General features: G+C 45.4%; 20 protein-coding genes and 2 riboswitches. Of the genes, 6 read left to right on the top strand and 14 right to left on the bottom strand.

What is annotated here, in order from left to right; genetic code table 11:
- Positions 1–29: 29 nt before the first annotated feature.
- The 6 genes from H7968_RS02705 to H7968_RS02730 all read right to left on the bottom strand — a co-directional run bounded on the left by H7968_RS02705 (position 30) and on the right by H7968_RS02730 (position 6,708).
- Positions 30–1,058 (bottom strand): ABC transporter permease, encoded by a 1,029-nt coding sequence (locus tag H7968_RS02705; protein WP_134373892.1) that lies wholly within the window; start codon positions 1,056–1,058, stop codon positions 30–32.
- Entirely contained in the window at positions 1,009–2,550 is a 1,542-nt protein-coding gene (locus tag H7968_RS02710; protein ID WP_227394698.1) for a sugar ABC transporter ATP-binding protein, read from the bottom strand. The genes H7968_RS02705 and H7968_RS02710 overlap by 50 nt, the downstream gene beginning before the upstream one ends.
- The gene (locus H7968_RS02715) at positions 2,547–3,689 is read right to left on the bottom strand and encodes a sugar ABC transporter substrate-binding protein (protein WP_227394699.1); all 1,143 of its coding nucleotides are present in this window, start codon (positions 3,687–3,689) and stop codon (positions 2,547–2,549) included. Before H7968_RS02715 ends, H7968_RS02710 begins: the two co-directional genes overlap by 4 nt.
- 82 nt (positions 3,690–3,771) lie before the next feature.
- Complete coding sequence (mtnA, locus tag H7968_RS02720; RefSeq protein WP_227394700.1) at positions 3,772–4,815, bottom strand: S-methyl-5-thioribose-1-phosphate isomerase; 1,044 nt, start codon at positions 4,813–4,815, stop codon at positions 3,772–3,774.
- Entirely contained in the window at positions 4,812–6,029 is a 1,218-nt protein-coding gene (mtnK, locus tag H7968_RS02725; RefSeq protein ID WP_227394701.1) for an S-methyl-5-thioribose kinase, read from the bottom strand. Before mtnK ends, mtnA begins: the two co-directional genes overlap by 4 nt.
- Positions 6,030–6,045: 16 nt before the next feature.
- On the bottom strand, positions 6,046–6,708 hold the full coding sequence (locus H7968_RS02730; RefSeq protein ID WP_227394702.1) for a sulfite oxidase-like oxidoreductase: 663 nt from the start codon (positions 6,706–6,708) through the stop codon (positions 6,046–6,048).
- 81 nt (positions 6,709–6,789) lie between these two features.
- Positions 6,790–6,913: riboswitch (SAM riboswitch) on the bottom strand.
- Positions 6,914–7,095: 182 nt separating this feature from the next.
- Positions 7,096–7,206: riboswitch (SAM riboswitch) on the top strand.
- A 405-nt stretch (positions 7,207–7,611) separates the two neighbouring features.
- Between H7968_RS02730 and H7968_RS02735 the strand changes: the two genes are divergently transcribed.
- From H7968_RS02735 to H7968_RS02755, 5 genes are all read left to right on the top strand, one after another.
- Complete coding sequence (locus tag H7968_RS02735; RefSeq protein WP_227394703.1) at positions 7,612–8,829, top strand: 2,3-diketo-5-methylthiopentyl-1-phosphate enolase; 1,218 nt, start codon at positions 7,612–7,614, stop codon at positions 8,827–8,829.
- Positions 8,830–8,833: 4 nt separating this feature from the next.
- Positions 8,834–9,499 (top strand): 2-hydroxy-3-keto-5-methylthiopentenyl-1-phosphate phosphatase, encoded by a 666-nt coding sequence (locus tag H7968_RS02740; protein WP_227394704.1) that lies wholly within the window; start codon positions 8,834–8,836, stop codon positions 9,497–9,499.
- Entirely contained in the window at positions 9,496–10,161 is a 666-nt protein-coding gene (locus H7968_RS02745) for a methylthioribulose 1-phosphate dehydratase (protein ID WP_227394705.1), read from the top strand. The genes H7968_RS02740 and H7968_RS02745 overlap by 4 nt, the downstream gene beginning before the upstream one ends.
- Positions 10,121–10,663, top strand: a complete 543-nt coding sequence (locus H7968_RS02750; protein WP_227394706.1) for a 1,2-dihydroxy-3-keto-5-methylthiopentene dioxygenase — start codon at positions 10,121–10,123, stop codon at positions 10,661–10,663. The genes H7968_RS02745 and H7968_RS02750 overlap by 41 nt, the downstream gene beginning before the upstream one ends.
- Before the next feature lie 189 nt (positions 10,664–10,852).
- Positions 10,853–11,998 (top strand): CAP domain-containing protein, encoded by a 1,146-nt coding sequence (locus tag H7968_RS02755; protein WP_227394707.1) that lies wholly within the window; start codon positions 10,853–10,855, stop codon positions 11,996–11,998.
- A gap of 130 nt (positions 11,999–12,128) precedes the next feature.
- Here H7968_RS02755 and H7968_RS02760 read toward each other — a convergent pair whose 3' ends face one another.
- The 8 genes from H7968_RS02760 to H7968_RS02795 all read right to left on the bottom strand — a co-directional run bounded on the left by H7968_RS02760 (position 12,129) and on the right by H7968_RS02795 (position 19,431).
- Positions 12,129–12,548, bottom strand: coding sequence for a GtrA family protein (locus tag H7968_RS02760; protein ID WP_227394708.1), 420 nt, complete (start codon positions 12,546–12,548; stop codon positions 12,129–12,131).
- Positions 12,549–12,569: 21 nt separating this feature from the next.
- Positions 12,570–13,700: a glycosyltransferase family 4 protein gene (locus H7968_RS02765; protein ID WP_227394709.1), complete on the bottom strand. Its 1,131-nt coding sequence runs from the start codon at positions 13,698–13,700 to the stop codon at positions 12,570–12,572.
- Positions 13,701–13,724: 24 nt separating this feature from the next.
- A complete protein-coding gene (locus H7968_RS02770) occupies positions 13,725–14,981 on the bottom strand; it encodes an NAD-dependent epimerase/dehydratase family protein (RefSeq protein WP_227394710.1) in 1,257 nt (418 codons plus the stop codon).
- Positions 14,982–15,491: 510 nt separating this feature from the next.
- On the bottom strand, positions 15,492–15,758 hold the full coding sequence (locus H7968_RS02775) for a hypothetical protein (protein ID WP_227394711.1): 267 nt from the start codon (positions 15,756–15,758) through the stop codon (positions 15,492–15,494).
- Positions 15,755–16,492, bottom strand: a complete 738-nt coding sequence (locus H7968_RS02780) for a hypothetical protein (RefSeq protein ID WP_227394712.1) — start codon at positions 16,490–16,492, stop codon at positions 15,755–15,757. Before H7968_RS02780 ends, H7968_RS02775 begins: the two co-directional genes overlap by 4 nt.
- Positions 16,482–18,110: a hypothetical protein gene (locus tag H7968_RS02785; protein ID WP_227394713.1), complete on the bottom strand. Its 1,629-nt coding sequence runs from the start codon at positions 18,108–18,110 to the stop codon at positions 16,482–16,484. The genes H7968_RS02780 and H7968_RS02785 overlap by 11 nt, the downstream gene beginning before the upstream one ends.
- On the bottom strand, positions 18,107–18,895 hold the full coding sequence (locus H7968_RS02790; RefSeq protein WP_227394714.1) for an ABC transporter ATP-binding protein: 789 nt from the start codon (positions 18,893–18,895) through the stop codon (positions 18,107–18,109). The genes H7968_RS02785 and H7968_RS02790 overlap by 4 nt, the downstream gene beginning before the upstream one ends.
- Positions 18,896–18,909: 14 nt before the next feature.
- Positions 18,910–19,431 carry a GNAT family N-acetyltransferase gene (locus H7968_RS02795; protein ID WP_227394715.1) on the bottom strand — a complete coding sequence of 174 codons (522 nt, stop codon included), beginning with the start codon at positions 19,429–19,431 and terminating at the stop codon, positions 18,910–18,912.
- Between the two features lie 83 nt (positions 19,432–19,514).
- On the opposite strand from H7968_RS02795, the gene H7968_RS02800 reads away from it, so the two are divergent.
- Positions 19,515–20,363: an aminoglycoside 6-adenylyltransferase gene (locus tag H7968_RS02800; protein WP_227394716.1), complete on the top strand. Its 849-nt coding sequence runs from the start codon at positions 19,515–19,517 to the stop codon at positions 20,361–20,363.

Genomic DNA, 20,363 nt, shown 5'->3' on the forward strand with positions numbered 1-20,363 from the left:
GCCGGCTCTCTCTGACCCGGCACGGTTTTTCAATCCTTCTTCCTGAAATAAGTCAGCGCCAGCGCACCAACAAGAATACCACCTTTAATAATATCCTGTGCATAATACGGCACATTCATCATCGTTAACCCGTTTAACAGGATACCGATAATAATCGCCCCGATAAACGTACCAATGACATTCGGCTTCCCTGCGCCAAACACAGAATAACCGATCAATGCAGCAGCCACTCCGTCCATGAGCAGCGGATCACCTGCTGAAACCTGCCCCGTTCCGATACGGGCAGCAAGCACAATGCCGGCCAATGCAGCAAACACACCACTGATCACGTATGCATAAGTACGGTAACGGTTTACCGGAACACCGGAAAGTCGCGCTGCCTCCTTGTTGCCTCCCGTAATATAGAACAGACGGCCGGCACGGGTATACTGCAGGAATAAATGAACAAGTGCCACAATCACGACCATCAGAATAACCGGAAACGGGATATTAAAAATTTCACCCTGCCCGATAAACTGAAAAGCGGGAATAAAAATACCCGGTGCCGTCCCGCTGCCATCCGGAAGCGGCATATTGCTGTAAATGGAGTAACCCTTTGTATACGTTAAATGGACGCCGTTAATGATATACATGACGGCAAGCGTCCCGATTAAATCAGGAATTCTGATTTTTACAGTAATGAAAGCATTCAGCAGCCCAATTAATGCGCCTAAAATCAAGGGCACAATGAGGACGACCAACAGCTCCTGGCTGTACCAGACGAGCAGTGCACCACTCGCTACTGTTGCCAGACTGACTGTTGAACCTACCGATAAATCAAATCCACCTACAATCATCGAAAAAGTGACCCCGATCGCAACAAGCGTCACGATCGAAATCGACCTTAAAATCTCAGTAATGTTGCCATAAGTTAAAAACTGTTCATTCGTTAAGCTGAAAATAAGGATTATCAGCGCCAGTGCAAGGATGGTGCCGAATTTCATAAAGAAGTTGACGATCCGCTCCTTTTTACTGATGGTGTCCTGCTGCGGATAATCGCTGATATTTAGCTGTTTCATCGGCATTCCCTCCTGTTGCTGCGGTCATCAGGCGCTCCTGAGTCGCCTCCTGATTTGTTACTTCATCGACGATTTCCCCATCTGCCATCACCAGAATCCGGTCAGCAATTTGCAAAAGCTCGTCAAATTCACTTGTAAAATAAATAATGCCTTTTCCCTGATCTGCCAGTGATGTGATCAGGCGGAACACATCATTTTTTGCCCCTACATCAATTCCCTTTGTCGGCTCATCAAAAATAAAAACGTCACTGTCTCTATTCAGCCATTTGCCGATTGAGACTTTTTGCTGATTCCCGCCGCTCAAATGCTTAAGAAGGGCTTTGGGTGAGGAAGCAACGATGCCAAGGTCTTTGATCTGGTCAAGCGCAGTCGTTTTCTCTTTGGAACGGCTGATCCATCCAGCTTTTGTATAAGATTCGAGAGCCGGGAGTGACAGGTTCTCCTGAACAGAAAAGTCAATTAAAATACCACTTTTGCGGCGCTCTTCAGGGATAAAGGAAATACCGGCCTTTACAGCATGTCGGGGATTTTTGATTGCTTGCTTCTTCCCATTTACGCTCCAATCACCCTTCGCACCGGATGCACCAAACAGAGCGTTCGCGGTTTCTGACTTTCCTGCTCCCACCAGTCCTGCGATGCCTAAAATTTCACCTGATCTTACTGAAAGATCGATGGTCTTGTCCGTCTCCGGCACCTCAAGTCCTTTGACCTCAAGCGCTATTTTACTGCTGAAGCCGCGCTGCTGATAGTCCGCTTTGTGCAGCTGTCTGCCGAGCATCGTCTGAATAATTTCTTCAGTGGATACTGCACCTGTTTGATGAACAGCTACCACTTTCCCGTCACGCATAATCGTCATCCGATCAGCAATCTGATGAATTTCATTCATACGGTGAGAAATATAGATCATTGCAATGCCCTGTTTCTTCAATTCACTAATCACGTGAAACAATTTAGCTGTTTCGTTTTCACTTAGAGGAGCAGTTGGTTCATCGAAAATGATCAGCTTTGCATTGGAGGCAATCGCTCTCGCCAGCAAAATCATCTGTTTTTCAGATAAGCTGCAGTTCTCGACAAGTCTGTTTAATGGGATTTTTGTTTGCACTTTTTCAAGACGCTCTTCCGCCAGCTGCTTCCTTTTGCGCCAGCTGATTGGCTTCAGGTTTTTGCCTTCTACCGTTACATCCAATGTGACATTCTCAGCGACTGACAGGTTTTGAATCAGTGCCGTATCTACCTCCTGAACGACAATCGCAATGCCTTTTCTCTGCGAATCGGCAGGCTCTGTAAAATGAACATCCTCACCGTTTACGAGAATGGCTCCCCCATCCTTTTCATAATCACCGGATAAAATTTTGACCAAGGTGCTCTTCCCGGCACCATTTACACCGAGAAGGGCATGAACTTCGCCAGGCTCAACGGAGAAGTCCACCTGTTTTAACACCTTTACGGGACCAAATGATTTCGTCAGCTGTTGAACCTGTAGATAACTCATTGTGCGTTTTTCGCCTCCAGTGCGTCCATCCATGGGGAACGCGCTACATTCGGTGAGCCCCATCCCTCAATAAATTCTCCAACGTTCGCCATCGTCACCGGCTCATCCGGCAGATCACTTACATTGACGACAGAAGGATCAAGCGAATAGATGGATGGTGTTTCTTCTCCGGCGATTTTCTGATAAAGGAATCGCACCTGAACGGCCGCTACCTCAGCAGGATCCGTTGCTGCCGTCGTCACCCACGGACTGTTTTCAGCCTGCATGATCTGAAGGTCCTCATCACTTAAATCAATGCCATAAACCTTGATCTCATCGCGTCCCGCCTGCTGAATCGCACGTGTAACACCTTTAGCGAATTCATCATATGGTGCAAAAACAGCATCGATTGAGCCTTCCTCAGGATACTTCTTCAAAACAGCTTCCATCTGGCTTTGTGAGTCAAGTGCTGTATTGTTGCTTACACTTCCAAAACGCGCGATTTCCTTCACATTCGGATAATGCTCTAAAAACGCTTCATAAATCACGTTACGTCTTTCCATCGGCGTGAACCCGCCTGCCCATACATAAACGATATTTCCTTCTCCATCAATATCCTGTGCCATTTTCTTCAGCGTACCCCAGGCAAGACTGTAGTCATCCTGACTAATCGAGGTCACACCCTCAAGTGAAATGTCATTGTCAAACGTGACAACGGGAATTCCCTTATCCAGTGCTTCCTGAACACCAGGATTCAGTGCTTCTGCACGACCATGGTCAATCAGAATGCCATCAACTCCCTGATTAATCGCTGTCTGAAGGTGGTTGGCCATTTTTGACAGATCATTACTCGCGTTGTAAACCTGAACCTCTCCACCAAACTTGGCGATTTGAGATTCAAGTCCGCTTACATACTGAGATGCGAACGTTCCTGTAGAGAATTCCATGATCGCCGCAATTTTAAGTGGTTGATCTACTGCTTCCGGAATGTCAGCCGTTGCACCCTGTGAGGACTGCTCCTCTGTATTATCTGTTTCTGCTTCCGCCACTTCTGTATCTGCCGGCGGTTCTTCCTCTGTTTGTGAAGAAGGCTGTTGGTTGGTGCAGGCTGCCAGCGCCAGCGTGAAAATAAGTAAGAGTAAAAGTGCTGTTTTTTTCATGTTCTTTTCTCCTTTAAAAGGTTAATTGATTAAAGTATCAGGCGGCACAGGCCCTGAAAAAGAATCCCATCCCGTGCTATTGTTAAAATAATTTTTGTAATTCCTGCTGATAATCTCCTCTGATCACGCCTTTTTCGGTAATGATGGCAGTAATCAGTTCGTTTGGCGTGACGTCAAACGAGGGGTTAAATACCTGAACGCCTTCCGGGGCAATGCGCTGACCTCCAAGATGCGTAACCTCTTCCGCTTTGCGCTCTTCAATCACGATGTCCTCTCCGGTTGCTGTATCCAGATCAATCGTAGATAAAGGTGCTGCGATGTAGAACGGAATGTCGTGGGCTTTTGCCAAAAGCGCAAGGCCGTATGTGCCGATTTTATTCGCCGTATCTCCATTTGCCGTAATCCGGTCAGCGCCTACAATAATCGCATCGATATTTTTCGTTTTCAGCACGTGGGCAGCCATATTATCCGTAATCAGCGTGACGTCAATATCAGCCTGCTGAAGCTCCCATGCCGTCAGTCTCGCTCCCTGTAAAACGGGTCTCGTTTCTGTCGCATAGACGTGGATTTCATTACCACGTTCCTTTGCAATGTAAAATGCGCCGAGTGCTGTACCATATTTAGAGGTTGCGATTGCACCCGTATTACAGTGGGTTAACACATTGGCTCCCTCGGGTAAAAGAGAATAGCCGTTTTCCCCGATCAGGCGGCACGTTTCCTCGTCCTCGCGCTGGATGGCAATTGCCTCAAGCTCGAGTTTACCTTTGATCGAAGGAATCGTTGACTGCTGCTCAGCCACCCGCACAAGCCGGTGAAGCGCCCATGCAAGATTGACCGCTGTAGGGCGTGCAGAGTTGAGATAGTCTGCCGTCTTCTTTAAGCTTTGTAACAGTTCTTCCGTTGTTTCTGCTTCACTATTTTTCGCCCATAGCGCAAGACCATAAGCAGCTGTAATGCCAATCGCCGGAGCTCCGCGTACCTTCAGCTCAACGATGGCATCCCATACATCTTCTGCTGTCGTTAAAAAAATATATTCCACACTTCCAGGAAGCTTTTGCTGATTCAACAGCTTGATTGATTCACCTTCCCAGATGACCGGTTTAATAAAATCCTGCTTGACTGTCATGGCTGCACCAGCTCCTTTAAGTAAGCAGTCCAGTCTGATGGAGATTGCCACTGCTGACGGTTAAAAATCAAGTGACGGCCGGTCTCGATCGCGCGTTTTTGAGCACGAAGTCTCGACTCATCATCCTCAATCCCGTCAATGTCCTCTACATGAGCAAGACCTATAATGCGGCGAATCGTTTTACAGCCTGCGAAGCCAAGCGTATCCTGCCAGATTTTCTTCACAATGTAATCAGCATATTCATCTGACTTGTAGCGTTCTTCCACTGCATGCTCTTTCAGCAGCTCACGGTAGCGCTGCTCAAACACTGCCCACGTTTGTTCGATTGCCTCAAGCAGATAAGCACTGATTTCCTGACGATCTCCCTCTGAAGAACGCTCCTGCTGGGCAATAAAGTTCAGCGTAAGATTGGCCAAAAATGCGCCGGCATCAAACCCGGCAGGTCCAAAAAAAGCGAATTCCGGATCAATGACTTTCGTTTCGCCACTTGTGACAAATACACTGCCCGTATGGAGATCACCATGCAGCAGTGCCTCACCCTCCGTCAGGAATTGTTTTTTCAATTTTGCGACTTCAAAAAGCAGAGCATCGTCCTGCCAAAGCTCATTTACCGTCTCCTCAAGAGTTTCAGCGTATGAATTGGATTCAGCGTTGAAGTAAGGATCCGTGAATACGAGCTTTTCTGTAATATCACACAGATCAGGATTCACAAATTGACGCGCCAGCTTCTTCTTCTCAACCGGCCCAAGTGCCTCGTCCGAAGAATGGAAAAGCGTCTCTGCAAGATACCGTCCAATGTGCTCCGCAAGATTCACATAACGGTTCCCTTCAATCAGGCCTTTCCGCAAAATCACATAATCAGACAGATCCTCCATGACCGTAATCGCAAACGTGTCATCATAGTCGTACACTTCAGGCACAAGATGAGGGACATGCTTTGCCGCCTCCTGCAGTGCCTGCCGCTCAATCCGCGCACGGTCCAGTGACAGCGGCCAGCTTTCCCCTACCACTTTTGCATATGGCAATGCCTGCTTCACCACAATGGATCGATCTGTCGTGTTGTCACGAACGATAAACACATAATTTAAATTTCCATCACCGACCTCTTTGCAGTCAGCTTCCTTGCGATCTTTAATGAATCCTTTTTGCTCTAAGTAAACGAGGACTGATTCCTCTGTAAATGGCTGATACGTTTTTTCCTGCAGTACTGTCATGATGCGATTCTCTCCTTTAATCAAATTCTTTTTTATGCCATTCATCCTCCGGAATATCTAAATCCTCTCCGGAAAAACGCTCTTCTTCAAATACATCTCCATAATTATGAAAACCATTACGCTCCCAAAAGCCGGGGCGATCCTCTGTCAGAAACTCAATGCCTCTGATCCACTTCACACTCTTCCAGAAATACAAATGTGGAACGATCAGACGGAAAGGATAACCGTGCTTTGGCGTTAAAGGCTTACCGTCATAAGAGTGTGCAAGGAGAATGTCCTCCTTCAGTAAATCCTCAATCGGCAAATTCGTCTCATAATCATAGTCGCCGTAAATCATCACGTGGCGTACGTTTTCTGGAATCTCAACGTCTTTCAACAGCTCGCGAATCGTCACACCCGTAAACGCATTATCAAACTTCGACCACCTCGTTACACAGTGAATATCTTTGACAATCGTCGTCTGAGGAAGGTTTAATAATTCGTCATATGTAAAGCGTTTCTCTTTTATACCATTTCCAAAAAGGCGGAAATCCCAAAGCTTGAGATCGTATTCCGGCACCTCACCCTCATGAAGAATCGGAAACTTTTCCGTCAGGGTCTGCCCCGGTGGCAGGCGGCCTCCATATGTGTCTTTTTGTACGGGCGGCTTTGCTTTTTTTAAACGCTCTGCTTTTCCCATCCGGCTGCTCCTTTCCTGGTGGATTAACAATAAAAAAGCCTCTTTCCATGATAGAAAGAGGCAGAATAAATCGGATTCGACCTCTTATCTCTCAGACAAAAAATGTCTGTTGGATGTAGCACCGTGTCCCTGTTACCAAAATGGTAAACAGGGCCGGTTGCCGGGCTTCACAGGGCCAATTCCCTCAGCCAACTCTCGATAAGAGAAGGTATTCAGTTGGTGTTTTCTGGTTCATTTGAAATTCATAATTGCAAGTTTACGGAATAGGATTCCATTTTGTCAACGCATTTTTTAAATAAAAAATTTTTTCTGAAAAGTTATTGACCTGCACAATTTTTTTTGCGATAATTCGAAACATGAATTTAATTCCAACTGAATACGTATGAACTCTTATAAAGAGCAGGTGGAGGGACGAGCCCGATGAAACCCGGCAACCTGTTTCAGCTTAACCGCTGATTCAAGGTGCTAATTCTCACAGCAATGGCTGAAGGATAAGAGGAAGAACGTTTACTGTAAATGTCCGCTTCCTCTTTTGGAGCGGACTTTTTGTTTATTCATATTGTGATGGGTGAATGAACGCGTATATGGATTTGTCTTAAACAGGTGGGTGAACGAAGTCAGCTGGATCTTGCTTAGTCAGGTGGGTGAACAGTGCCGAAGGGATTTGTACTGTTTGAGTGAGTTATTGTATCGAATCAGCTTTTTATTGTACTGTTTCACTGCTTAATTCAATCGAATGAAGATTTTTTTGTACTGATACGACTTCACACCTTCATTTTTGTACTGTTCCTCACCCTTTTTGTACTGATCCGAATCATATTTGTATCGTTCCAACTTATCATTGTATTGTTCAGTCCCCACCGCTCTCAAAATACTGATTTTATCACTGAAAGGATGCTTATCATGTCTCAGATTACGGCTACATACCTTGTACACGATGCGAAAGGCAACTTAGAGAAAAAGGCAGAGTCGATTGCCCTCGGCTTGACGGTTGGATCATGGACCGACCTTCCGGCTGTGGATCAGGAGCAGTTAAAGAAACATAAGGGTGAGGTGCTTTCTGTTCAGGAGGTTCCCGCACTGGAATCAGCTTCTCATTTAGGACAACGAAAAGCAGGCCTGATCAAAATTGCGTATCCGGCTGCAAATTTCAGCTCTGATATTCCGGCGATTTTAACAACGATTTTCGGAAAGCTGTCCCTGGACGGGGAAGTGAAGCTGATTGATATTGAGCTGGACACAGAGCTTGAAAAACAGTTCCCTGGACCACAGTTTGGCATTGAGACCATCAGACAAACATTAAATGTTCACGACCGTCCGCTCCTGATGAGCATTTTCAAAGGTATGATCGGACGCGGCACTGATCTTTTTACTGAACAGCTTCGCGCGCAGGCTGCCGGTGGTGTGGATCTTGTGAAGGATGATGAAATTCTGTTTGACAATCCACTTACACCATTTGAAAAACGGGTGGAACTTGGCGTGCAGGTACTAAACCAAGAATATGAGCGTTCCGGACACCGTACACTGTATGCAGTCAATCTTTCCGGAAGAACGTTTGATTTAAAAGACAAAGCGAAGCGTGCGGTTGAACTGGGAGCGAATGCGTTACTATTTAACGTTTTTGCTTACGGTCTTGATACCCTGCAAAGTCTCGCTGAAGACCCGGACATTCATGTGCCGATCATGGCGCACCCTGCTGTGTCCGGTGCATTGACGGCTTCACCCCTTTACGGTATTTCAAACCAGGTACTGTTAGGTAAGCTGTTGAGACTTGCCGGAGCTGATTTTGTCCTGTTCCCTTCTCCATACGGCAGTGTGGCTATGGAAAAAAGTGAAACACTGGCGATCAGAGATGCACTTCGCTCTGACAGCAGACTGAAACGGGCATTCCCTGTTCCATCTGCCGGCATTCACCCCGGACTTGTTCCTCAGCTGATCGAGGACTTTGGCACAGATTCGATTATCAATGCAGGCGGCGGTATTCACGGTCATCCGGACGGAGCAGCTGCCGGAGCGAAAGCCTTCCGTGATGCGATTGATGAAGTCGTTGCAGGTGGCAGCCTTCAAACAGCTGCCTCTAAATCTCCGGAGCTTGAAAAAGCACTGGCACTTTGGGGGTAAAGGCATGTCCAAAATGATTTTTTGCGACTTTGATGGGACGATTACAAAATCAGACAACATTATTTCCATCATGCGTCACTTTAATCCTCCTGGCTGGGAGCCGATTAAAGACCAGATTCTTTCCCGGGAAATAACGATCCGGGAAGGAGTGGGAAATATGTTTGCCATGCTTCCCTCATCACTGAAAGAAGACATTATCCAATACGTTGTCGAAACAGCTGAAATTCGCGATGGCTTCGGGGAATTTGTCGCCTATACAAGAAAGGAAAATGTCCCTTTAAACATTGTCAGCGGCGGCATTGATTTCTTTGTGAAACCGATGCTTGCACCGTTTCAGCTTGATGACCAGCTGTATTGTAACGACAGTGACTTTTCAGACGACACGATCCGGATTACCTGGCCTCACACATGTGACAGCCAGTGCTCTAACGATTGTGGCTGCTGTAAACCGAGTATCATTCGAAGGCTCGCCGGGGATGATGTACAGAAAATCGTGATTGGCGATTCTGTCACGGACCTTGAAGCCGCTAAATTGGCGGATCTCGTTTTTGTCTGCGGTGAATATCTGGAAGAAAAATGCCGGGAATTAAACCTTCCTTATCAAAGATTTGAAGATTTTAATGAGATCATTCAGTATCTCGAACAGCAACAGGAGGTGGTGCAGCGATGAGTGATGTGACGACACGCTGGAATGAACTGGCGGATGTAAAGGACACGCTTGGCGCGCGCGGCTGGTTCCCCGGAACGAGCGGTAATCTGTCTATTAAAGTCTCAGATTCCCCTCTTCAGTTTCTTGTGACAGCAAGCGGAAAAGATAAATACAAAAGGACTGACGAAGATTTTCTGTTAGTAGATGCAAATAGCCGTCCGGTTCATGATACTCATTTAAAGCCTTCCGCTGAAACACTGCTGCACCAGAAAGTATATGAGCTGACAGATGCCGGATGCTCGCTTCACGTTCATACCGTCAGTAACAATGTAATCTCAGAACTTTATGCCAAACAGGGAGAGATCACCTTTCAGGGGCAGGAGCTGATCAAAGCATTTAACCTTTGGGATGAAGACGCAATACTTCGCATTCCGATCATTGAAAATCCGGCCCACATCCCTGATCTGGCTGAGCAGCTTGCCGGCAGGATCGAGGAAGGCATCTATGGCATTCTGATCCGAAACCATGGCATCACAGCCTGGGGGCGTAATGCCTTTGAAGCCAAAAAACATCTTGAAGCGTTCGAATTTCTATTTGAGACACATTTAGCCTTACGACTACACACTCAAGGAGGAATATCACATGGCAACAATCACAATCAGAGATACTCAGGAAGTTATTAAAGGTGAAGAGCAGGTACAAGCATTTTTAGCAGAGCAAGGTGTGCTTTACGAGAAATGGGATCCATCAAAGCTCCCTTCTGCACTGCAAAACGAAACAGGATTAAATGACGAAGATAAAGAAACCGTTCTATCAGTATTTGATGAAGAAATCCGATCTCTTGCTGAGCGTCGCGGCTATCATAACTGGGATGTCATTGCACTAAATGAACAGACACCGGGCCTTGATGATCTGCTTAAGAAGTTTGAACAGGTTCATACACATACAGAAGATGAAGTGCGTGCCATCACTGCCGGATCCGGAATCTTCATTATTAAGAGCGAGGAAAAAGGTTACTTTGATGTGAACCTGACGCCGGGAGATGTGATTTCAGTTCCGGTTAACACGCCACACTTCTTTACTTTGACAGATGAGCGCGAGGTTGTGGCTGTTCGTCTCTTTATTGAAAAAGAAGGCTGGGTAGCCCACCCGTTTCACGATCCTGAGTTTGAAGAAGCGAAATAAGAACAGATCACCGCATCCTTCCCGGGTGCGGTTTTTTGATGGGCAATATGGTGTCGCGGGTTTGTGCGGAGATGGTTTATGGGTATTATAAGTCATATCGCTTAAATGAACGGACACCTTTTGATCACCGTTTTCCTTTCTCGATCCCCTTGTCATACGTTAAAATAATGAGAGTTAGGGGGAAGTGCCTTGAGAAAATTACTGCTGTTGATTGTCATCGTCCTTGGCCTATTTCTCACAAAGCCGTTCTGGGAAGAAGCTGTACCTGAGTCGGTGAATCTGTCGTTTATGGACCGGATTTCAGGCAGTGTTGTGTCTGCTGTGAACGGCAGCGCTATAGAGGATTCATGGAATTCAATGCTTGAATCTGTTACTTCTTTTATTATCGATATCAATGAGGTCGTACAAAATGCACCTGAAATATCGACTGAAAATGAAACGGCTGCGATTGCAAAACCGGATTTAGAGGTGCCGACGAACGAAATTTTTTCCGTGCATAATGTTCAGCTTGGTGATTCCGAGAGTTCAGTAGTGGAGAAAGCAGGACAGGCTGACCGGATGTCAATGAATGAATTTGGTGTGGAGTGGCACACGTATCACGAAAATTATCAAAACTTCTTTATGGCTTCCTATAATGAAAATGGAGAAGTGAATGGCTTGTTCACGAATCAGGACCTGATTTCCTCTTCCCTCCCTTTACAAATGGGAAGCACCCGTGAAGAGGTTCGTGCCGAGCTTGGCGAACCACTGACTTATTTACAAAAAGGAATGGTCCGCTATCAGCTTCAAACGGACGGAGAATATGATATGTTCGCTTTCAATGGGGCGTATATCACCGTATTTTATGATTTACACGAAGAACAGACTGTAACAGCTATCCAAATCATTAACGACCGTCTCGAGGATCAGCGAGAAACGCTATATGCTGAACCTTCAGCTGAGCTTGAAGAGGGCTTTAAATATCAGCTGTTTGATCTGACCAATGCGGCACGCGTCGTACATGGCCAGTCTGTGCTGGAGTGGGACGAAGCCATCAGCGGTACCGCTAAAAAGCACAGTACAGACATGGCGGAAAATAATTTCTTTTCCCATGATAACCTGGAAGGCCAGTCACCATTTGACCGGATGGATGAGGATGGAATCGACTATGCCATAGCTGGTGAAAACCTTGCTTACGGGCAGTACAGCAGCGTTTTTGCCCACGAAGGTCTGATGAATTCCCTTGGACACCGTGAGAATATCCTGAAATCCGATTACGCCTACCTTGGCATCGGAGTTGACTTCAACGAAGACAGCCAGCCATTTTTCACAGAGCTGTTTTTCGATACATTCTAAATGAAACAATCTAATCACAAGAAGACCCCGGGCTCATTCTTCGGTCGTGAGAGGAGCATAGCCTGGCACGGTTTTTCTTATAATCCCCATATAAAAACCATGCAAAAAGCGGAGCAAATTGCTCCGCTTTTTATCGTCTGAACACAAACCACTTCATAAAGAAAAAGCTCGACAAAGAAGACAACAGCATCGAAAGCCCTTTTGCTGTGTTCGTTTCCGCCCAGTCCGGCAAAATCGCGAGTGCATCCATGATCCATATGCCTCCGATAAAAACGCCATTTGCTATAAAAAGACTGGCTGTTGCCTGCAGAATAAACCCCACGAACTGCTTCTTATTTTTTTGCACATTAAACGTATAGCGCGAATTCCATACATAACTGTTCAAAATCGCCGCTGTATAAGCCACTGTATTAAACGTGGTCAGCCACCCCGCATCCTGCGTCGGGAAGGCAAACAGCAAAGCGTTTAATACGCCAATATCAATTAATGCACAGCTGAGTCCAATCAGAGCGTATTTATAAAATTGGGTCAATCCCTGGTTGTTCTTCATTAATCACACCATCTATTTAAGTCATTTTGCTGCCTTATTATGATGCAGTTCCAGTGTTTGCATGTAATAGTCGTACAGTTGACTGGACTGATCATCCCATCCGACAGACTGGATGCCTTCATGGGCACGCACGCCCATTTTAACACGGTCTTCCTTATTTTTCAGTTTTTCAACCGTGTTAAACAAGCCGTCCGGATGTGTTGCATGATACAGGAGCCCATTCACGCCGTCCTCAATCTGTTCCCCTGTAGGTCCGCTATCTGCAGAAATTACCGGGAGACCGGCAGCCATGGCTTCCATTAACACAAGCCCCAGCGTTTCAGTTGTAGAAGGGAATACGAATAAATCAGAAGATGCATAAGCACTTGCCAAATCATCTCCATGCAGAAAGCCGGTAAAAATCGTATTGGTCCCTTTAAAATGCTTTTCAAGAAAGCTGCGATGTGGACCGTCTCCTACAATTGCAAGGCAATAATCGTTGGATTTCTCCAAAACAGATTTAATTTTCTCCACTTCTTTTTCCGGCGCCAGTCTGCCTACGAATAATAGCAGCGTTTTTTCAGGTTGTCCGTTACTTAGACGATTCCGCATATCCTGTGAGAAATAGGAAGGATGGAACTGCTTCGTATCCACTCCGCGTTTCCAGTGATGCAGGTTATGAAAGTTCTTCTCCTCCAGCTCTTTCAGCACCGCTTTCGATGTACATAAGTTGAGGCTCGCCTGATCATGGAGTTTTTTAAAGTACTTCCACATCGCGGGTTTCAAAAAGGAAAAGTGGTAGTAATCCGCATATTTTGGAACGTGGGTATGGTAAGAGGCCATCAGCGGCAGTTTCAGTTTTTTCGTATAATAAATGCCTGTGGCACCCAAAAAAGCAGGATTTACAGCATGCACAAGATCAGGCTGAAAATCTTTTAAATAAGCCTTTACCTTTTTTGAGAAAAAGGACAGCTTTTTATCCTTATACAGAAAAAAAGTATAAGCGGGTACCCCCGCTACTTTGACTCCCTCAAAATCAGACACACCAAGATCCGGTGCGATCACAAGGATTTCATGCCCCTGCTTTTTCAGCCACCGGATGGATGCGCATAGTCTTGTGACAACGCCGTCTGTTGATGGAAGGAAGGTTTCTGTTATGATAGCTATTTTCATAAAATGATTCCTCCCTCCTTGACTTCAGCTCTGTACTGCCTGTTCAGTAAGTGGTTGTTTGTTTTCAGGAACACCTGGCTGCTGCTGTTTCGTCCATGTGCTTCTTGCCGGAATTTTCGAGTGATCAGCCCGGTGAGCATATTTTCTGGCGACCTCCGTTACTTCCTCAAGCAGCCCTTTATTTAATGTGATTGGATTTAATCCTTTTGATAAAAACAGTTCGTTTTTTACGTGCAGCTCATTCTCGGCTGCTTCTTTGCGCGGATTAGGGACATATGCAATTTCCCCGCCTGTCATCTCTGCCACCATTTCAGCCAGATCACGGACGCGGTGAGTTTCTGTCATCTGATTAAAAATCATCACAAGATCACCTGCTGCAGGCGGGTTTTCAATCGCCAGCTGCACACATCTCACGGTATCCTGAATATGAATAAAGGCTCGAGTCTGACCGCCCGTTCCGTGAACCGTAATCGGATGTCCAAGGGCCGCCTGCATTAAAAAGCGGTTTAAAACGGTACCGTAATCACCGTCATAATCAAAACGATTGATCAGCCGCTCGTCCAGATTCGTCTCATGTGTGTTCGTACCCCAGACAATCCCCTGGTGAAGATCCGTAATCCGAAGCTGATCGTTTTTATTATAGTATTGAAAGAGCAGCTGATCCTGTGACTTTGTCATGTGATACACAGAACCCGGGTTCGTTGGATAAAGAATTTGCTGCTCCACCCGTTCACCTGACTCCGTTTTAACTTCCACATCGAGATACCCTTCCGGAATTTTGACGCCTGCTGTTCCATAACCGTATACACCCATTGTTCCCAAATGCACAAGATGGATATCCATCCCGCTTTCCACAATGGCACAAAGGACATTGTGTGTTGCATTCATATTGTTATTCACTGTATAACGTTTATGGCGCGGAGATTTCATTGAATAAGGAGCGGATCGCTGCTCGGCAAAATGAACGATGGCATCCGGTTTCTCTTCAAGGAGCATCTGAAGGAAACGGTCATAGTCTTCTGCAAGATTGATATTAATATGCTTCATTTTTTGCCCCGAAACTTCTTCCCAGGCCTGAATTCTTACACCTAATGGCTGAATCGGCGTCAGGGATTCCACTTCAAGTTCATTGTCAATATTACGTCGTGACAGGTTATCAATGATGATCACTTCATATCCCTGTTTGGATAAATGAAGGCTCGTCGGCCAGCCGCAAAAGCCGTCTCCCCCGAGAACGATTACCTTTTTATGCTGATTAATAGAACGAATTTCTGCAGTCAATGTCTTCACCCTTTACTATGTCGTTTTCACTATTAATAAATGTGCTGGAGCATTGCTAACTTGATGATCTTTCTTCATCTTTACCCTGATTTTATTATGATTATATCTGTTTTGAGGAAACTTTTAAAATGGTCAGACCACGGTGTTTTATTATGATAACAGATAGACGGAGTTTTTTTGTTGAGGAGATGTAAAGATTGGATTGAGTCAGAGAAATTCGGATGATTATATGGAGCTGTCCGTGGTTTACTTGTCATTCCTTCACAACACGAATTGATTCAGTCTTTTCAGCATTTTATTAAGTTCTTCCAGATTACATTTCCTTCTTTCCGGAATTTAATTCCTTCAATACAGCTTTTGAAGCTCATTTTCACTTCACTACAATTGCGGATTCCTTCTTTTCAACATTGGGATTCCTTCATTTCCGCCATTATTCCCTTCAAGTAAAAAACAGACGCGGAGCCATGTCAGCAGGTCCAACAGGACTGCCGGCATACGTTCCGCATCTGATCAATTTTCGTATTTATCCGGATTCTTTTCCATTTCAATCTTCTTCTGTTTACGGATCCAGAACATGCCCGATACAGTCACAATGAAAAACAGCACATAAATGCCGAGTTCAACGTTGCTGACGGTTTGCATCGTAATGTCATCCTTCATCAGCACGTTGATAAGCCTGAAATTCAGACCGAGTGCGCCGCCGATCAATAGGCCAAGAAAGATTTTTTCACGTGATTTTAACGTATCCATTCTTGTAGGTTGAGGTGAGTTGTTCATGTTGATTGTTCCTTTCGTGATAATGCTGAGATGGAGTCACTGATGATGTATGCAAGCTTCAGTCTGACGGTCCATGCATCGATGTCAGACTGGGGATTCCCTTTATTTTGTTCAAGGTACTGCAGGCCGGCCGTTTCATACGTACCAATGGAGGACAGACCCCATTGATTTAAAATGAGCATCGGCCATTCCCCGTCCGTCATCATAGCATCAGATTGACTGGTAATCAGTTCCGCTGCCCTTTTACTAAACCCGCAGGAACCGGCTGTTATATCTGCGGCTTTACCTAACACAATAGAAAATACACGGTTGGCTATCTTTTCTGTCTCCTGCCATTCTACCGGATGCGAAGCAAAGGCTTCTGCCTTCCGTCCGATAATCGTGTAATCCCTCTTTACTATGTTTCGCTTTATGTCCGGAATTTCCTGCTTATTGGTCTGAAACCACGTGACGAGACGATCGAGGTCGCAATAATGATAGTAGTCATGCGGAAGAACAGATGCCCACTTAGCAGCGCGTCTTCTTGCATCAGCGACCCCTCTTTTCGGAATACGCCGAATGTGAAAACCCGCTTCTGTTAACAGGTGCTCAACAGAGGGATGAGTTTCCTCGCTCAGTAAAACATATTTATGCGTATAAGCGTTTGCCAAGTCTGTTGTGACCTGTGCAAGAGATCCGGTAATTTCTCCTGATGGATCGTGAAAAATAGTCAGTAAAGCTGGTTCATGTTTCAAATCGGATCCTCCTAAAACCAAGTGTCCATACAATCATCATAGCGAGCAACAGGATAACCGCATAGATCTCAAGCCCAAATGCCCAGTTCTTAAACAGAACGTGCATTAAACAGAAGCCACCGATCACAAGCATCATGATCACTGCCTTGATGCCCTCCTGATGCTGTGCGACCGAAAAAGGCTGGCTGAACGGCAAGCTTTTCCCATTTAGTGCAAGTGTACAGATTGCAGCATACAAAATCGCCGTCGCAATGATCACAACAAGATCAAGCCAGATTCTTCCTGAGAAAATCCAGATGAAAACAGGCGCAAGAACCAGCATGATCGGCAGATAGAACATCACCAGCACACTTTTCGTCAGACCTCTGTCAATTAACACGCGATCTTTTAAAGGCATCGCGGCATAAATCCAGGACCCTTTATAGGTACCCGAGTATTTCACCATCGAAATCACGGTTGGAATCACAAGCAGCGTAAAATAAAACAAATAATAGGAATTGCCTTCTCTAAGCGCTTCAAAAGACCCGTCTCCAGTCGTTGTAAACATAAACAAAAACGGAATCACGAATGTAAATCCAACCTGAGGATAAACCTTCAGCTTGAATTCACGTTCATTTTTCATCATTGCAAAAGAGAAGTTCATAAAATTCCTCTCCTCCTGATCAGGTGCGATGAAGCGAAGAAAGGCTTGCTTCAAACGATTGGTTCGCTTCTCTTTCCCCTGCTCAACCGTAGAGAGTTTATGAAGAGAGGATTCAAAGGCAGGAATCAATTTGATATAAAGAATCATGGACATCACAGGGGTAATCACGGCTAAAGCCGCCAGTACAATGACAAATAAGCTCCGCTCTCCACTCAACAGCGCTTCATGCAGTGCGCCAAACCATACGGGCGGGATGAAAAGCTGCCACCAGGCTGGATTGAAGGTCCAATCCAGTTCTGTAAATTGAAAAGAACGCGCCACAAGCTGGTAACCAATAATGATTCCGAGTGTTAAAGCAATCTGCATAAAGTTAATGACATTTTTCAATTTTTCCCCATCGAAAAATTGAAGGATCGAAAAATAAACGAGAGCGGTCATCATCAGGATGAGAAAATTCAGCAGGATTAGCTCTGCCAGAAATAGCAGGAAAAAGCCGAAACCATTTACATAAAGTGAGACAAACAACGGAATGCCAGCCGTAGCAATGGTTAATAAGGACATATACAAAGTAATATGAAGCATTTTCGCCGTGCTGATCGTGCGTTGGTCCACCGGTTTTGGCAACATCATATTACGGTCTCTGACATCAAGCAGAACAGATGAAAAGTCAGAGACCATTGAGGTCATCAGAATAAACATCAAAATGCCAAAAATAATACTCATCTGAAAGAAATAATCATCGAAAAATAAAAATGGAATAATCGTTAGTCCATATAACGCATAAATCCAGAGTGATCTGATAAAGTAGTTTTTCCCATCCTTAACCTTTGACTGGGCGAAAACGGTCGGCACCCTTCTCGTATCCATCGTCAGCTTGATGCCAAGAATCAGCCGCAGCATCGGATAATCGATCCCAGCACGCCTGAAAAGCGGGGCGAAACGGTCGAGCAGTCTGAGCGTGGCAAAATTGTTCATGCCGATTCCTCCTGGACGATCGCCACAAACTCTTCTGCAATTTCCTTATGCTGATTAAAACCGGTAAGACTATTGAAAATATCCTGAAGAGATCCCTTCTGATTCTGTTCCTTCAGCTCATCAAAGGTACCGTCAGCAGCAATACGCCCACCTGAAATCAACACAATCCGGTTGCTGATCTTTTCGACAATATCCATGATGTGCGACGAGTAAAAAATCGTTTTTCCCTGTGCCGACAACTGGGCAAGAATCTCTCTTACAATCAGCATACTGTTTGCATCCAGTCCGCTCAGCGGTTCATCGAGAAATAAGACATCCGGATTGTGCAGCAGGCTCGAGATAATCAGCACCTTTTGCCGCATTCCTTTAGAAAAAGAGGACAGTCTGGCATTCATAACGTGATCAATCTCAAACTTCATCATCAAACGATACGCTTTTTCACGCGCCAGTCCCTCATCAAGACCATAAAGCCCTGCAATAAAGGCGAGGTATTCCTGTGCCGTCAGTGAATCATAGAGCTCCGCATTTTCCGGCACATAGCCAATCCTTCTCTTATATGTATGATCCTGATATTTCAGATTTTCTCCGAAGATAAAGATTTTGCCCTCGTACCCATCCACAAGTCCAAGCATCATTTTCACTGTGGTACTTTTCCCTGCTCCGTTCGGTCCGATGTATCCAATAATATCCCCTTCATAAACGGAGAGATCAATATTCTCCAACACAAGCTTATCCCCAAATCGTTTCGTTACGTTTTCGAGCCGGATGACTTCCTGACGCTCCATCAAAAAACTCCCTTCTAGTCTTTAATCCAGTACCTTCTAATGACCGTACCGTCTTCTTCTATTTCGTCCTGATCCCTTACACCGCCGTTTGCTTCAATGGCTTTGGCAGAACCGATATTGTCATCGTTACACGTGACAAGAACTTCCTTTATTCCTAGTTTACGGACTTCTACGAGTGATTGTTTCAAAATTTCTGTTGCGTATCCTTTTTGCCGTTCGCTTGGACGGACGCCGTATCCAACGTGACCGCCGACCTTCAACAGATCCTCTGTCAGATCATGGCGGATATGGGATGCGCCTAAAATGCGACCTTTCTCATCAACGAGAAAAAATACCGAAGCCTTTACCCAGCCAGGTGGAATATTGGTGCCTGTTTCATCGTTATCCCAGCCAATTAATCTTTCTGCGAATGGTACAGGCGCAGGCTGAGTCGCCGTTGGAATCATTTTCTCCCCTGCCTGCGTCCATTCCTCCTGGTATTGCTGATACGCATCTGCCAGTGCTGCAGATGGCTTTACTAATGTCACTTTACTCATATGTATAACCTCACTTTTTATGAAACTCTGAACTTTCAGTAACTTCATGGTATCCTAGAATAAGGCAGAAAGGAAGATGTCTTATGGTAAATGAACAGGAGTTTTTCCGGGTTCTTCTCCCCTTTGCTCAAAAAGAACCGGCTATTGAAGGTGTCCTGCTCACGAGCTCACGGGCAAATCCCCATGCGTTTCGTGATGAATGGACTGATTTTGATATAGAGCTTTTTGTAAACGATTTCACATTATTTCAGACAGATGACTGGCTGAATACATTCGGTGAGCTTGCGGCAGCTGTTCCTAAAATGCCTGAAAAAAGTGAGGAGCACATGACCCGGCTGACTTTATTTCAAGATGGAACAAAAGTGGATTTTCAAATCCTCCACGTTTCAACCAGTAAAAAGCTAAACCCTCTTCCCCTCGAGTATGATGTCGGCTATCGCATTCTACTCGATAAGACAGGTGTGTTCAAAAATATGCCGCATCCAACTCATCAGGCCTACCGGATCCAGCCGCCAACAGAGGTTGAGTTTGCAGAAACCGTGAACAGCTTCTGGTGGGATACATCCTATATTTCTAAAAGTCTGCGCAGAGACGAACTGTTTTTCGCGAAATTCATTTCAGAAAGTGCGCTGAGACTGAATTTTTTCCAGCCGCTTATTGAATGGAGAATCGGCTCCAAACACGATTGGAATGTGAATCCGAATAAAATGGGGCGTTGGTTCAAGCGGTATTTATCGAAAGAGGATTGGGAGTGGATTGAGCGGACATATGCAGGTCCGGATCTCGAGGATAACTGGCGCGCGTTGTTTCACATGATGGATGTGTATCATGATTGGGCCACGGAACTCGCGACAGAGCTCGGGTACCCTTACGACCTGCAAACGGAACAAAATATGCGGGCATACAGCTTAAAACTTTATCACGAAAGGTAG

Source organism: Jeotgalibacillus aurantiacus (assembly GCF_020595125.1).
GTDB lineage: Bacteria > Bacillota > Bacilli > Bacillales > Jeotgalibacillaceae > Jeotgalibacillus > Jeotgalibacillus aurantiacus.

What these genes read in the sequence shown, in the direction of transcription:
- H7968_RS02705 (WP_134373892.1), bottom strand. Translation starts at nt 1,058, where the DNA reads ATGAAACAGCTAAATATCAGCGATTATCCGCAGCAGGACACCATCAGT.
- H7968_RS02710 (WP_227394698.1), bottom strand. Translation starts at nt 2,550, where the DNA reads ATGAGTTATCTACAGGTTCAACAGCTGACGAAATCATTTGGTCCCGTA.
- H7968_RS02715 (WP_227394699.1), bottom strand. Translation starts at nt 3,689, where the DNA reads ATGAAAAAAACAGCACTTTTACTCTTACTTATTTTCACGCTGGCGCTG.
- mtnA (WP_227394700.1), bottom strand. Translation starts at nt 4,815, where the DNA reads ATGACAGTCAAGCAGGATTTTATTAAACCGGTCATCTGGGAAGGTGAA.
- mtnK (WP_227394701.1), bottom strand. Translation starts at nt 6,029, where the DNA reads ATGACAGTACTGCAGGAAAAAACGTATCAGCCATTTACAGAGGAATCA.
- H7968_RS02730 (WP_227394702.1), bottom strand. Translation starts at nt 6,708, where the DNA reads ATGGGAAAAGCAGAGCGTTTAAAAAAAGCAAAGCCGCCCGTACAAAAA.
- H7968_RS02735 (WP_227394703.1), top strand. Translation starts at nt 7,612, where the DNA reads ATGTCTCAGATTACGGCTACATACCTTGTACACGATGCGAAAGGCAAC.
- H7968_RS02740 (WP_227394704.1), top strand. Translation starts at nt 8,834, where the DNA reads ATGTCCAAAATGATTTTTTGCGACTTTGATGGGACGATTACAAAATCA.
- H7968_RS02745 (WP_227394705.1), top strand. Translation starts at nt 9,496, where the DNA reads ATGAGTGATGTGACGACACGCTGGAATGAACTGGCGGATGTAAAGGAC.
- H7968_RS02750 (WP_227394706.1), top strand. Translation starts at nt 10,121, where the DNA reads ATGGCAACAATCACAATCAGAGATACTCAGGAAGTTATTAAAGGTGAA.
- H7968_RS02760 (WP_227394708.1), bottom strand. Translation starts at nt 12,548, where the DNA reads ATGAAGAACAACCAGGGATTGACCCAATTTTATAAATACGCTCTGATT.
- H7968_RS02765 (WP_227394709.1), bottom strand. Translation starts at nt 13,700, where the DNA reads ATGAAAATAGCTATCATAACAGAAACCTTCCTTCCATCAACAGACGGC.
- H7968_RS02775 (WP_227394711.1), bottom strand. Translation starts at nt 15,758, where the DNA reads ATGAACAACTCACCTCAACCTACAAGAATGGATACGTTAAAATCACGT.
- H7968_RS02785 (WP_227394713.1), bottom strand. Translation starts at nt 18,110, where the DNA reads ATGAACAATTTTGCCACGCTCAGACTGCTCGACCGTTTCGCCCCGCTT.
- H7968_RS02790 (WP_227394714.1), bottom strand. Translation starts at nt 18,895, where the DNA reads ATGGAGCGTCAGGAAGTCATCCGGCTCGAAAACGTAACGAAACGATTT.
- H7968_RS02795 (WP_227394715.1), bottom strand. Translation starts at nt 19,431, where the DNA reads ATGAGTAAAGTGACATTAGTAAAGCCATCTGCAGCACTGGCAGATGCG.
- H7968_RS02800 (WP_227394716.1), top strand. Translation starts at nt 19,515, where the DNA reads ATGGTAAATGAACAGGAGTTTTTCCGGGTTCTTCTCCCCTTTGCTCAA.